The following is a 12,708-nucleotide window of genomic DNA, read 5'->3' as shown; positions in this document are numbered from 1 at the left end:
CGCAAGAACCAGGTCAAGCGGTGCGAGGGATGACCGTTTAACGTGCGGCGCCGCGGATTCCCTCGCACATCGGGGCGGAGCTCACGGGGCGCGCAGCCTGCGGCGACCCGGCGCGGACGCCGGCCCGCCGCCGAGATCGCAGGCCGGGTGCGCCGCCTCACGGCGGCTCATGGCTGGTACGGGCTCGGCTGGCTAACCCATTGCCGAGGATAACAGTTCGGCAATGTGCTTTCCCACCCGGGACACCCCCGGAAACCCCGACGGCGGCGCACCGGGTCCCCCGCACCGGGGGATCGGCGCACCGCCGATCGGGTGGGCCGGCGCAGGCGCAGGTCAGCGCACCCGCCCCGGTCCGCGGGGCGGCTCAGCGCGAGCCGGCGTAGGTCAGGTTCTCCTGTGCCATCCCCCACACCTCGGCGGCGAGGGTGGCCACCAGCACCACCGCCACGGTGACCACGAAGGCGATCCGGTCGTAGAAGCCGGCGTCGCGGATGAGCGCCAGCACCGCGATCAGGGCGATGATCTTCAGCAGCCAGCCGCCGAGCACCACCGCCCCGGTGACCGTGGGGCTGGTGCGCGCGGTGGCCCACACCGTGGCCACGGTGAGCAGCACGAAACCGCCGCCGATGGCCGCGCCCAGCAGCACCGCCCACACCCCGGGCAGGCCCTCCTTGCCGCCCCAGATGAGCAGCGAGACCACGGTCACCGCGGCCAGGGCCAGCGCCCCGTGCCGGGCCGCCGAGGCCAGCGGGCGCCGGGAGTCGTCGTACCGGGAGGCCGGGGCGGCGGGCCCGGCGTCGGGGGCGGCGGGGTCAACGTTGCGCTCGGTCACGCCGGGGATCATACCGGGCCCGCGGATCCGGCCCGCCGCCCCTCGGCCCGCCCCCGGCGCGGGGCCCTCCCCCGCCGCGGGGCCCTCAGCGCCGCGGGGCCCTCAGCGCCGGCGGCGGCCGCCGCGGCGGGGCCGGCGGGCGCCCGACCCGGCCGCCCCGGGCGGCGGCACCTCCCGGGGCATGGCCCGGCCGGCGATCCGCTCCCCCGCCGCCGCCGGCGGCTCCGGCCACCGGCCGAACCCGCCTCCGGCGGGGGCCCCGTCGCGGGGCCGGGCCCCGGCCGGGGAGCGCCGGCCGAAGGTGATCCAGGCCGCCCCGGCGAGCAGCAGCACCGAGCTGAGCACCACGAACCGGGGCGGGAAGACGGTGGTCGCCACCGCCGCGTAGGCGACCACGGAGACCCAGGAGTACAGCACCAGCACCACCCGCCGGTGCCCGTGGCCCATCGCCAGCAGCCGGTGGTGCAGGTGCATCTTGTCCGGGGCGAAGGGGCTCATCCCGGCCCGGGTGCGCCGCCACACCGCGAGCACCAGGTCCAGCAGCGGCACGGACAGCGCCGCGGCGACCACGATCACCGGCGACCACAGCGCCACCGCGTCGGCGACGCCGTACATGGAGGGCGAGATCCGCCCGGAGGCGGAGATCGACGCCGCGGCGAGCAGCAGCCCGATGAGCATCGCCCCGGAGTCGCCCATGAAGATCCGGGCGGGTTCGAAGTTGTGCGGCAAAAAGCCCAGGCAGGCGCCGAGCAGCATCGCCGAGATCATCGCCGGCGGGTAGGCGGCCACCGCCCCGCCCTGGTCGTGCAGCATCACCATGGAGTAGATGAGGATCGCCCCGGCGGCGATCATGCCCAGGCCCGCGGCGAGGCCGTCGATGCCGTCGACGAAGTTGATCGCGTTGATCAGGGTCACCGTGAACACCACGGTGACCGCGGTGGCGATCACCGGGTCCAGCACCAGCACCCCGCCGCCGCCGAAGGGCAGGTAGATGAGGTACCAGGTGACGCCCTTGAGGGCGAGCAGCAGCGCGGCGAAGACCTGGCCGAGGAACTTCGTCACCGCGTCCAGGTCGTAGAGGTCGTCGACCATGCCGACCACGATGAGCACCGACGCGGCGGCGAGCACCGCGCTGAGGTCCGGGGTGGTCGGCGGGAAGCCGCGGGTCAGCGCGGGCAGCTCCCGGGCCAGCCACAGCGCCACCAGGATGCCGGTGAACATCGCCGCCCCGCCCAGGCGCGGTTTGGGGATGTCGTGCACGTCCCGGCTGCGCGGGGCGTCCACCCGCCCGGAGCGCAGCATGACCACCCGCACCACCCCGGTGAGCAGGTAGGTCACCGCCGCGGCGACGAGGGTGAGCAGCGCCAGTTCGCGCATGGGCACGCCGGCGCCGCCGCCGGCGGCGGCCAGCAGGTCCTGCTGCACCGGGGGCACCGGGCTAGCCCCCGGCCGGGGCGCGCAGCGCCTCCGGGGCCACGTCGAGCACCCGGGCGATGTCGGCGAGGGCCACCGCGCCCTCGCGCAGCACCCGGGGCCGGCCGGTGGACAGGTCCACGATGGTCGAGGGGGTGCCCACCGGGGCCTCCCCGGCGTCCAGGTAGACCGTCGCCTCCGCGCCCAGCTGCTGCTTGGCCCGCTGCGCGGTGGTCGCCGGGTCCTGCCCGGAGATGTTCGCGCTGGACACCGCCATCGGTCCGGTGCGGCGCAGCAGCTCGATGGCCACCGGGTGCAGCGGCATCCGCAGCATCACCGTGCCCCGGGTGTCGCCCAGGTCCCAGGGCAGGCTGGGCGCCTGGTTCACCACCAGGGACAGCCCGCCCGGCCAGAAGGCCTCCACCAGGGTGCGCCCGGCGGCGGTGCGCTCCCGGACCAGCCCGTCGACGGTGGACCAGGAGCCCACCAGCACCGGCACCGGCATATCGGGGCCGCGGTGCTTGGCGCGCAGCAGCGCGGCCACCGCGGCGTTGTCGAAGGCGTCGCAGCCGAGGCCGTAGACGGTGTCGGTGGGCATGACCACCAGCCGGCCGGCCTGCACCGCGTCCACGGCGGCGGCCAGGCCGGCCTCCCGGCCCTGCTCCGTGGCGCAATCGAAGATCCTGCTCATCGGCCGTACTCGCCGTCCCTTCGCCTGGTGCTCCGGCGCGGCCGCGCCCGGGCGGCCGCCCGGGGCGCGCGCGCCCGTTCCGGTGGACGAGGTTACCCGCCCGCGGCGCCGCCGCGCACCGCGGTGGTGAACCGTTCCCGGCCGGCGAGGTCCCGCCGGGCGGTGATCCCGGTGAACCCGGCGGTGGCGAGGATCCCCGCCACCGCCGGGTGCTGGTGCTCGTCATGTTCCATGGCAAGGTGCCCGCCCGGGCGCAGCAGGGCGGCGATGACCGGGGCCATCGGCCGGATCAGGTCCAGCCCGTCGGGGCCGGCGAACACCGCCTCCGGCGGGTCCGCCCGGGTCTCCGCGTCCACCGCGGAGCCCTCCGGCACGTACGGGGGGTTGGTGAGCACCGCGTCCACCCGGCCGCGCAGCCCGGGCAGCAGCCCGGGGTCGGCGGCGTCGCCGCGGACCAGGCGCACCCGCTCGGCGATCCGCAGCCCCGGCCGGGCCGCGGCCGCCGCGTCGATGTTGCGCCGGGCCCAGGCCAGCGCCTCCGGGGAGCGCTCCACGGCGCTCACCCGGGCGCCGGGGATCGCCGCGGCCACCGCCAGGGCGATGGCCCCGGTGCCGGTGCACAGATCCACCACGATCGGGGCGGCCAGCGCATTGCCGCGGAGGTAGTGGTCGACCAGGCACTCGGTCTCCGGGCGGGGGATGAACACCCCCGGGCCCACGGCGAGCTCCACGTCGAGCAGCGCCGCGGTGCCGATGATGTGCTGCAGGGGCTCCCGGCGCGCCCGCCGGGCGATGAGCCCCGGCAGCCGGGTGCGCAGCGGGGAGTCCGCGGGCACCGGATCCCGGCGGGCGAGCAGCAGCGCGCTGCGATCGCGGCCGGCGGCGTGGCAGGCCAGCTGGAGCGCCTCCGCCTCGGGGGCGGCGCAGCCGGCGGCGGCGAGCTCCGCCGCGGCGGCGGCGAGCAGCTCGTGCAGGGCCGGGTCGGCCACCTACTCCGCCTCCAGGCGCTCCCGGCGCTCGGCGTCGTGCAGGGCGCCGAGCAGATCGGACATGTCCCCGCCGAGCACGGCGTCCAGGTTGTGCGCCTTGTAGCCGATCCGGTGATCGGAGATCCGGTTCTCCGGGAAATTGTAGGTGCGCACCCGCTCCGAGCGGTCCATGGTGCGCACCTGGGAGCGGCGGGCGTCGGAGGCCTCCGCGGCGGCGGCCTCCTCGCGCAGCGCGGTCAGCCGCGCGGCGAGCACCTGCATCGCCCGGGCCCGGTTCTGGATCTGGGAGCGCTCCTTCTGGCAGGTCACCACCAGCCCGGTGGGCAGGTGGGTGATCCGCACCGCCGAGTCGGTGGTGTTGACCCCCTGGCCGCCCTTGCCGGAGGAGCGGTACACGTCCACCCGGATGTCCTTGTCGTCGATTTCGACGTCCTCGACCTCATCGGGCTCCGGGTAGACCAGCACGCCGGCGGCGGAGGTCTGGATCCGGCCCTGGGATTCGGTGACCGGCACCCGCTGCACCCGGTGCACCCCGCCCTCGAACTTGAACACGCTCCACGCGCCGTCGCGGGAGGGCGTCTTCGCCCGGATGGACACGGTGGCGTCCTTGACCCCGCCGAGATCGGATTCGCTCAGGCCCAGGATCTCGGTGACGAAGCCGTGCCGCTCGGCGTAGCGCTGGTACATGCGCAGCAGCTCCCCGGCGAACAGGGCGGCCTCCTCCCCGCCGGCGCCGGACTTGACCTCCATCACGATGTCGTCGCCGTCATGGGGGTCGCGCGGGGCCAGCAGATCGGCGAGCCGCTCCTCCAGCTCCACCCGCTCCGCCTCCAGGGACTCCGCCTCGGCGGCGAACTCGGCGTCCTCCCGGGCCATCTCCCGGGCGGCGCCGAGGTCCTCCTCGACGCGGGTGAGCCTGCGGTGGCAGTCCACCACCGGCTGCAGCTGGGAGTAGCGCTTGCCCACCCGCCGGGCCGCGGCCGGATCATTGTGCAGCTCCGGGTCGGCCATCTGCATCTCCAGGCCGTGGTACTCGGAGAGGATGTCGTCGACGGCGCCTGCGTTATCGGACATGACGGACCCCTCAGACCATGTCGTCGACGTCGACGTCGGCGGCCATCGGCGCGCTGGAGGCGACCTGGGCGAGGAACTCCCGGTTCGTCGGGGTCTTCTTCAGCTGCTTGATGAGCAGGTCGATGGCGTCCTGCGGGTCCAGGGCGGAGAGGATCCGGCGCAGCTTGTGCATCACCCGGGACTCCTCCAGGCCGAGCAGCAGCTCGTCCTTGCGGGTGCCGGAGGGGTTGACGTCCACCGCCGGGAACACCCGGCGCTCGGAGATCCGCCGGTCCAGCTTCAGCTCCGCGTTGCCGGTGCCCTTGAACTCCTCGAAGATGACCATGTCGCCGGCGGAGCCGGTCTCCACCATGGCGGTGGCCACGATGGTCAGCGAACCGCCCTCCTCGATGTTGCGGGCCGCGCCGAGGAAGCGCTTCGGCGGGTAGAGCGCGTTGGAGTCCACGCCGCCGGAGAGGATCCGCCCGGAGGCGGGCGAGGAGTTGTTGTACGCCCGGCCCAGGCGGGTGATCGAGTCGAGCAGCACCACGACGTCCTTGCCCTGCTCCACCAGGCGCTTGGCCCGCTCGATGGCGAGCTCGGCGACCGCGGTGTGGTCGCTCGGCGGCCGGTCGAAGGTGGAGGCGATGACCTCGCCGCGCACCGAGCGCTGCATGTCGGTGACCTCCTCCGGCCGCTCGTCGACGAGGACGACCATGAGGTAGCACTCGGGGTTGTTGGTGGCGATCGCGTTGGCGATGTTCTGCATGATCGTGGTCTTGCCCGCCTTCGGCGGGGAGACGATGAGCGCGCGCTGGCCCTTGCCGATCGGCATGATCAGGTCGATCACCCGGGTGGTCAGGATCTTCGGGTCGGTCTCCAGGCGCAGCCGCTGGTTCGGGTACAGCGGGGTGAGCCGGGAGAACTGGGCCCGGTTCTTCACCTGCTCCGGGTCGAGCCCGTTGACCGAGTCGACCCGCACCAGCGGGTTGTACTTGCGCTTGTTGCGGCCGGAGCCGTGGGTGACCTGGCCGGCGCCGGAGCCGTCGCGCGGCATCCGCACCTGGCCGACCACCGCATCGCCCTTGCGCAGCCCGTACTTGCGCACGTTGTTCTGGGAGACGTAGACGTCGCTGTGCCCGGGCAGGTACCCGGAGGTGCGCACGAAGCCGGAGCCGTTGTCGAGCACGTCGACGATCCCGGCGACCTGCTGCAGCACGTCGTCCTCGCGGATCTCGTCGCCCCCGCCGCCGCCGGAGCCGTCCCGGCCGCGCCGGTCCCGGCGGTTGCGCCGGTTGCGCCGGCCCCCGCCGGAGCCGCCGTCGCCCTGGTCGCCCCGGTTGCGGTTGCGGCCGCCCTGGCCGCCGCCGCCCTGGTTCTGGTTGCCCTCGCCGGAGCCGCCCTGGTTCTGGTTGCCCTGGTTCTGGCCCCCGCCCTGATCGCCCCCGCCGCGGTTGCGGTTGCGCCGGTTGCGCCGGGAGCGGGAGCGGGACTCGCCGCCGTCGGCGTTGTCGTTGCCCCCGCCGCGGTTGCCGTCGTTGCCGCCGCGGTTGCCGTCGCTGCCGCCGCGGTGGTCGTCGTCGCCGCCGCGGTTGCCGTCGTTGCCGCGGTGGTCGTTGCCCCCGCGGTTGCCATCGTCGCCGCCGCGGGAGTCGTCCTTACCGCGGTTGCCGTCCCCGCCGCGGGAGTCGTCCCCGCCGCGGTCCTCCGCGCCGCCGGCGGGCTCCTCCCGCCGCTTGGCGGGGGCCTGCTGCGCCGGGGCGGCGCCGCCGCCGTGGCCCTGGATGGCGGCGATGAGCTCATGCTTGCGCATGGCGGAGATGCCCCGGATCCCCTTCTTGGCGGCGATCGCGCGCAGCTCCGTCATCCGGAGCGCGGGCAGGTTCTCCTGCTGGCCCTGGGCGTTGGTGTCCGTATCGGTCACGGATGTCCTTTCCTGGTGGTCCCCACCCGCTTCACGGCCGGGGACGATTGGGAACCCGGCCCGTCAATGGGGCGGCGTGCGCCCGCCCGCGGTGGACCCGGGCGTCCGAGCCGGACGCGGGCCCCGCTCACGCGGCGGGAAAAGATGTGGGGTGGATGGCGCCGATGCGGGGGAAGAGCTGGGACTCGCCGCTGCGCCCGTCACGGGGCGGGCTGGGTGCGGGGTCGGCCGCGTCGGCCATCGCCCTAGAGGGTAGCCCCGGCACCGCCCCGCGGGCAACCGGGGCGGGCCCGCCCGGTGTGTCGCGCCGCGCCCGGGCCCGCCGGGCGCCCGGCCCCGGCCGCGCCCGGGGCCGGGGGCCTCCGGCTAGGGTGGGCCCATGCGCAGCACCATGCAGGAGGTCCCGCTGTCGGTGGCGCGGATCCTGGAATACGGCCGCACCATCCACGCCGCCACCCCGGTCACCACCTGGGGCCCCGACGGCCCGGAGACCACCACCTTCGCCATGATCGGGGCCCGGGCCGCGGCCCTGGCGCACGCCCTGCGCGATGAGCTGGGCATCGACGGCGACCAGCGGGTGGGCACCCTGATGTACAACTGCGCCGAGCACCTGGAGGCCTTCCTGGCGGTGGCCGCCATGGGGGCGGTGTTCCAGCCGCTGAACAAGCAGCTGATGCCGGATCAGATCACGCACATCATCAACCACGCCCGCGACGAGGTGATCATCGCCGACCCGGCGCTGGCCGGGGAGCTCGGCCCGCTGCTGCGCGACTGCCCCCGGGTGCGCGCGGTGGTGTTCACCGGGGTCGGCGATCTCGCCGCCGCGGCGGCGCACCTGCCGGAGGGGGTGGCCTGGCACTCCTACGAGGAGCTCATCGACGGCCGGCCGGCCCGCTTCGACTGGCCGGAGATCCCGGAGACCGAGGGGGCGGCGATGTGCTACTCCACCGGCACCGAGGGCGCCCCGAAGGCGGTGGTGTACTCGCACCGGGCGCTGTACCTGCACACCCTGAACCTGCGCACCCCGGACGCCTTCGCGATCGCGCACGGCGACCCCTGGCTGTGCTGCGTGCCGATCTACCACGTGCTCAGCTGGGGGGTGCCGCTGGCGGCCTTCGCCTGCGGGGCGCCGCTGGTCTTCCCCGGGGCGGACGTGTCCGCGCCGAAGCTGGCCGAGATCATCGAGACCTCGCTGCCCCGGGCCGCCCAGGGGGTGCCCACCCTGTGGATCTCGCTGATGGTGCACTACCTCAACAACCCCCCGGAGCGGATGAGCCTGCAGGACATCTTCGTGGGCGGCTCCCCGGCCCCGCCGCGGCTGATCCGGATGTGGGAGGAGCGCTACGGCGTGGACGTCACCCACCTGTGGGGGATGACCGAGACCTCCCCGATCGGCACCGTGGCCCGGCCCCCGCGGGGCGCCTCCGGGGAGGCGCGCACCCGCTACCGGGTCAGCCAGGGCCGCTTCGGCGACATCATGGAGTTCCGGATCGTCGACGAGGCGGGCCGGCAGCTGGGCCTGCACGACCGCAACCAGGGGGAGCTGCAGGTGCGCGGCAACACGGTCACCGCCCGCTACTACCACTCCCCGGAGGAGGAGGCCGGGGGCCGGGCGGCGACCTTCCGCGGCAAACCGGTGGAGGACGCCGCGGAGAAGTTCACCGCCGACGGCTGGCTGCGCACCGGCGACGTGGGCTCGATCACCCGGGACGGCTTCCTCACCGTGCAGGACCGGGCCCGGGACGTGATCCGCTCCGGGGGCGAGTGGATCTACTCCGCGCAGCTGGAGAACCTGGTGATGGCCGCCCGGGAGGTGGTGGAATGCGCGGTGATCGGGATGCCGGACCGCAAATGGGGCGAGCGGCCGCTGGCGGTGACCGTGCTCATCGACGGGGTCGAGCCCACCGCGGCCACCGCGGAGTCGCTGCGGGACTTCCTGCGCCCGAAGCTGCCGAAGTGGATGCTGCCGGAGTACTGGGCCTTCGTCGACCACATCGACAAGACCTCGGTGGACAAGTTCGACAAGAAGGATCTGCGCGCCCATCTCGCCGACGGCGATCTGGACGTGATCTGCCTGCGCGGCCCCGGCGAGGACTGAGCCGGCCCCTCCCCCGCCGCGGCCCGGCGCCCGGGCGCGGGCGGGTCAGCCGAGCACCTCGACCGCGACCGGCCCGGCGACCTCGAGGTCGAGCACCGCGATCCCGGCCCGGCGGGCCTCGTCGAGGATCTCCCCGGCCACCGGCTCCACGCCGAGCACCAGGCAGGTCGGCCCGGCCCCGGAGAGGAAGGCCGCGTAGCCGCGGTTGCGCAGCCGGTTGACCCATTCCGCGGTCACCGGCAGCACCTCGGCCCGGTAGGTCTGGTGCAGCCGGTCCCGGGTGCCCTCCCAGAGCAGCTCCGGATGCGCGGTCAGCGCGGTGACCATCACCGCGGTGCGGGAGACGTTGAAGCGGGCGTCGACGTGGCTGACGTCGCTGGGCAGCACCTGGCGCACCGCGGTGGTGGAGGCGTGGAAGGCCGGCACCAGGGCGGTGGCCCGGATCCCGGGGTGCACCGGCAGGCCGACGGCCCGATACTGGGGCGCGGTGCGCCCGTCGACCGGCCGGTCGGTCCAGCTGACCACCGCCCCGCCGAGCACGCTGGCCGCGGCGTTGTCGGGGTGGCCCTCGAACACCGAGGACACCTGGATGAGCTGCTCGGTGGACAGCGGGAACCCGGCCAGGCCGTTGGCGGCGGCGACCCCGGCGACCGCGGCGGCCGCCGAGGAGCCCAGGCCGCGGGACTGCGGGATGGCGTTGTCGCAGACCACCCTGAGCCCCGGGGCGGTGACCCCGGCGGCGTGCAGCCCGGCCCGGATCGCCCGGACCACCAGGTGGGATTCGTCGACGGGCAGCTCGCCGGCGCCCTCGCCGTGCACCTCCACCTCGACCCCGGACTCGATGACCTCGACGTCGACGACGTCGTGCACGGACAGGGCCAGACCCAGGGTGTCGAAGCCGGGGCCGAGGTTCGCCGAGGAGCCGGGGACGGTGACCCGGACCCGCTGGCCGGGGAGGATCTCCTGGGTCATGCCTAGACGTCCATCCCTTCGATCCGGATCACGGAGTTGATGGAGAGCACCGCGTCGAGGTCGGTGAGCGCGTCGATGCAGCCGCGCAGGGTGTCCTCCTTCGCGGAGTGGGTGATGATCACCAGCCGGGCGCCGGGGTTGGCGCCCTCCTGGCGCACCGTGCGCAGCGAGATGCCCTCGTCGGCGAAGGTGCGCGCGATGTCCGCGAGCACGCCCACCCGGTCGTCGACGTGCAGGTCGATGTGGTAGCGCGTGGTGACCTCCCCGAAGTCGAGGATGGGCAGGTTGGCGTAGGTGGAGTCGCCCGGGGCGCGGCCGCCGAAGACCTTGTTGCGGCCGGCGGCGACGAGGTCGCCGAGCACCGCGGAGGCGGTGGGGTTGCCCCCGGCGCCGCGGCCGTAGAACATCAGCCGGCCGGCGGCGTCGGCCTCCACGAACACCGCATTGAAGGATTCGCGCACCGTGGCCAGGGGGTGCCGGCGCGGGATCAGCGCCGGGTAGACCCGGGCGGAGATGCCCTCGGTGCCGTCCTCGCCCTTGACCCGCTCGCAGGTGGCGAGCAGCTTGATGGTGCAGTCCGCGGCCTTCGCCGCGGCGATGTCCTCGGCGGTGATCCCGGTGATCCCCTCGCAGTGCACGTCATCGGCGGTGACCCGGGTGTGGAAGGCCAGCCCGGAGAGGATCGCGGCCTTGGAGGCGGCGTCGTGGCCCTCCACGTCGGCGGTGGGGTCGGCCTCGGCGTAGCCCAGCCGGGTGGCCTCGGCGAGCATGTCGTCGTAGTCGGCGCCGGTGGCGTCCATCGCGTCCAGGATGAAGTTGGTGGTGCCGTTGACGATGCCCACGACCTTGTTCACCTGGTCCCCGGCCAGGGAGCGGCGCAGCGGGCCGACCACCGGGATCGCGGCGGCCACGGCGGCCTCGAAGAACAGGTCCGCGCCGGTGGACTCCGCGGCGTCGGACAGCTCCGCCCCGCAGGCGGCGACCAGGGCCTTGTTCGCGGTGACCACGGATTTGCCGGCCTTCAGCGCGGCGAGCACCACCCGGCGGGGGTAGTCGATGCCGCCGATGACCTCCACGATGACGTCGATGTCCTCGCGCTCCACCAGGGAGAAGGCGTCGTCGGTGAGCAGGTCCGGGTCCACCCCGGGGCGGGGCTTGGACTTGTCGCGCACGGCCACGGCGCGCACCTCGACGGGGCCGCCGACGCGGCGCTCGAAGTCGCCGGCGCGTTCGCCGAGCAGGCGCAGCACCTCCGCGCCGACGGTGCCGAGGCCGAGGATGGCCACGCCCACCGGCGAGCCCTCCCCCTTGCCGGGGTTGTAGGTGGTCGCGGTCATGAGGGGTTCTCACTCTCCAGGCTCAGAAGGTCGGACAGGGTCTCGCGGCGGAGGAGGGCGCGCGCCTCCCCCTCCCGCACGGCCACCACCGGCGGCCGGGTCAGCATGTTGTAGCGGCTGGCCATCGCGTAGCAGTAGGCGCCGGTGGCGGCGATGGCGAGCAGGTCGCCCTCGGCGACGCCGTCCGGGTAGGCGGCGTCGTCGACGAGGATGTCGCCGGATTCGCAGTGCTTGCCGACGACCCGGGTGGGCGTGGGCGCCCCCTCGACCACCCGGTTGACCACCCGGCCATCATAGGCGGAGCCGTAGAGGGCGGGCCGGATGTTGTCGCTCATGCCCCCGTCCACGCTGAGGTAGCGGCGGGTGAGCCCCTCGCCGACGTGCACCGTCTTGGCGGTGCCCACCTCGTAGACGGTGACCATCGCCGGGCCGATCAGGCTGCGCCCGGGCTCCACCGCCACGGTCGGCGCGGGGATGCCCAGCCGGTCGGCGGTCTCCGCGACGGCGCCGAGGATCCCGGCGGCCAGGGCCTCGACGTCCAGGGGGGTGTCCCCGGGCAGGTAGGCGATGCCGAAGCCGCCGCCGAGGTCGAGGGTGGCCAGGTCCTCGGCCACGCCCGCGCCGTGCCGGGCGACCAGGCGCTCCACGGTGGCCAGGATCCGCTCCGCGGCGAGGATGAACCCGTCCGGGTCGACGATCTGGGAGCCGATGTGGCAGTGCAGCCCGGTCAGCCGCAGCGTCCCGGCGGCGAGCACCCGGGCGCAGGCCTCCTCGGCGTCCCCGCTGGCCAGGGAGAAGCCGAACTTCTGGTCCTCGTGGGCGGTGGCGATGAACTCGTGGGTGTGCGCCTCCACGCCGGGGGTGACCCGCACCAGCACGTCCTGGACGATCCCGGCCTCGCCGGCGATGGCGGCGAGCCGGTCGATTTCGGTGAAGGAGTCCACCACCACCCGGCCCACCCCGGCGGCGACCGCCCCGGCGAGCTCTGCGGGGGACTTGTTGTTGCCGTGGAAGGTCATGTCCGCCGCCGGGAAGCCGCCGGCCAGGGCCACGCCCATCTCCCCGCCGCTGGCCACGTCGAGGTGCAGGCCCTCCTCGTGCACCCAGCGGGCGACGGTGGTGCACAGGAAGGCCTTGGAGGCGTAGTGCACGTTCGCCGCGCCGCCGAAGGCGGCGGCCATGGCCCGGCAGCGGGCGCGGAAGTCCGCCTCGTCGAGGACGAGCAGCGGGGTGCCGTACTCGGCGGCGAGCTCCGGCAGGCCCACCCCGCCGATGGCCACCGAGCCGTCGGCGCGGCGGTGCGCGCTCGCCGGCCACACGTGGGCGGGCAGGTCGTTGAAGTCCCCCGCGGGCGGCCGGGGCCGCTCGGTGTCGAATCCGCTTCCGTCGACGGTCATCG

Annotated in this window: 10 protein-coding genes; 1 reads left to right on the top strand and 9 read right to left on the bottom strand. The window is 74.7% G+C overall.

Features of this window, described 5'->3' with window-relative positions; translation table 11 throughout:
• Positions 1 to 364 precede the first annotated feature (364 nt).
• From CSPHI_RS04260 to rho, 6 genes are all read right to left on the bottom strand, one after another.
• A complete protein-coding gene (locus CSPHI_RS04260) occupies positions 365 to 832 on the bottom strand; it encodes a Cg1360 family ATP-synthase-associated protein (protein WP_075691649.1) in 468 nt (155 codons plus the stop codon).
• A 102-nt stretch (positions 833 to 934) separates the two neighbouring features.
• Positions 935 to 2,209, bottom strand: a complete 1,275-nt coding sequence (locus CSPHI_RS04255) for an MraY family glycosyltransferase (protein WP_084210439.1) — start codon at positions 2,207 to 2,209, stop codon at positions 935 to 937.
• A gap of 61 nt (positions 2,210 to 2,270) precedes the next feature.
• The gene (locus CSPHI_RS04250) at positions 2,271 to 2,936 is read right to left on the bottom strand and encodes an L-threonylcarbamoyladenylate synthase (RefSeq protein WP_075691648.1); all 666 of its coding nucleotides are present in this window, start codon (positions 2,934 to 2,936) and stop codon (positions 2,271 to 2,273) included.
• Positions 2,937 to 3,028: 92 nt separating this feature from the next.
• A complete protein-coding gene (gene prmC / locus CSPHI_RS04245) occupies positions 3,029 to 3,925 on the bottom strand; it encodes a peptide chain release factor N(5)-glutamine methyltransferase (protein WP_211274684.1) in 897 nt (298 codons plus the stop codon).
• Positions 3,926 to 4,999, bottom strand: a complete 1,074-nt coding sequence (gene prfA / locus CSPHI_RS04240) for a peptide chain release factor 1 (RefSeq protein ID WP_075691647.1) — start codon at positions 4,997 to 4,999, stop codon at positions 3,926 to 3,928.
• 10 nt (positions 5,000 to 5,009) lie between these two features.
• Positions 5,010 to 6,902, bottom strand: coding sequence for a transcription termination factor Rho (gene rho / locus CSPHI_RS04235; RefSeq protein WP_075691646.1), 1,893 nt, complete (start codon positions 6,900 to 6,902; stop codon positions 5,010 to 5,012).
• A gap of 379 nt (positions 6,903 to 7,281) precedes the next feature.
• Here rho and CSPHI_RS04230 point away from each other — a divergent pair, with 379 nt between their 5' ends.
• A complete protein-coding gene (locus CSPHI_RS04230) occupies positions 7,282 to 9,000 on the top strand; it encodes a long-chain fatty-acid--CoA ligase (RefSeq protein WP_075691645.1) in 1,719 nt (572 codons plus the stop codon).
• 45 nt (positions 9,001 to 9,045) lie between these two features.
• Here the strand turns inward: CSPHI_RS04230 and thrB are convergent, their stop codons facing one another.
• From thrB to lysA, 3 genes are read right to left on the bottom strand one after another with little or no spacing between them, the layout of a single operon-like run.
• The gene (thrB, locus tag CSPHI_RS04225; protein WP_075691644.1) at positions 9,046 to 9,972 is read right to left on the bottom strand and encodes a homoserine kinase; all 927 of its coding nucleotides are present in this window, start codon (positions 9,970 to 9,972) and stop codon (positions 9,046 to 9,048) included.
• Between the two features lie 2 nt (positions 9,973 to 9,974).
• Positions 9,975 to 11,309: a homoserine dehydrogenase gene (locus tag CSPHI_RS04220; RefSeq protein WP_075691643.1), complete on the bottom strand. Its 1,335-nt coding sequence runs from the start codon at positions 11,307 to 11,309 to the stop codon at positions 9,975 to 9,977.
• Positions 11,306 to 12,706: a diaminopimelate decarboxylase gene (lysA, locus tag CSPHI_RS04215; RefSeq protein ID WP_075691642.1), complete on the bottom strand. Its 1,401-nt coding sequence runs from the start codon at positions 12,704 to 12,706 to the stop codon at positions 11,306 to 11,308. Before lysA ends, CSPHI_RS04220 begins: the two co-directional genes overlap by 4 nt.
• Between the last annotated feature and the right edge of the window lie 2 nt (positions 12,707 to 12,708).

Origin of the sequence: Corynebacterium sphenisci DSM 44792 (genome assembly GCF_001941505.1) — a bacterium.
Classification (GTDB): Bacteria; Actinomycetota; Actinomycetes; order Mycobacteriales; family Mycobacteriaceae; genus Corynebacterium; species Corynebacterium sphenisci.
This window is presented reverse-complemented; position numbering and strand designations above follow the sequence as displayed.

Coding starts and splice junctions, on each gene's coding strand:
- CSPHI_RS04255 (WP_084210439.1), bottom strand. CDS start 2,209: ATGCGCGAACTGGCGCTGCTCACCCTCGTCGCCGCGGCGGTGACCTAC.
- CSPHI_RS04250 (WP_075691648.1), bottom strand. CDS start 2,936: ATGAGCAGGATCTTCGATTGCGCCACGGAGCAGGGCCGGGAGGCCGGC.
- prfA (WP_075691647.1), bottom strand. CDS start 4,999: ATGTCCGATAACGCAGGCGCCGTCGACGACATCCTCTCCGAGTACCAC.
- CSPHI_RS04230 (WP_075691645.1), top strand. CDS start 7,282: ATGCGCAGCACCATGCAGGAGGTCCCGCTGTCGGTGGCGCGGATCCTG.
- thrB (WP_075691644.1), bottom strand. CDS start 9,972: ATGACCCAGGAGATCCTCCCCGGCCAGCGGGTCCGGGTCACCGTCCCC.
- CSPHI_RS04220 (WP_075691643.1), bottom strand. CDS start 11,309: ATGACCGCGACCACCTACAACCCCGGCAAGGGGGAGGGCTCGCCGGTG.
- lysA (WP_075691642.1), bottom strand. CDS start 12,706: ATGACCGTCGACGGAAGCGGATTCGACACCGAGCGGCCCCGGCCGCCC.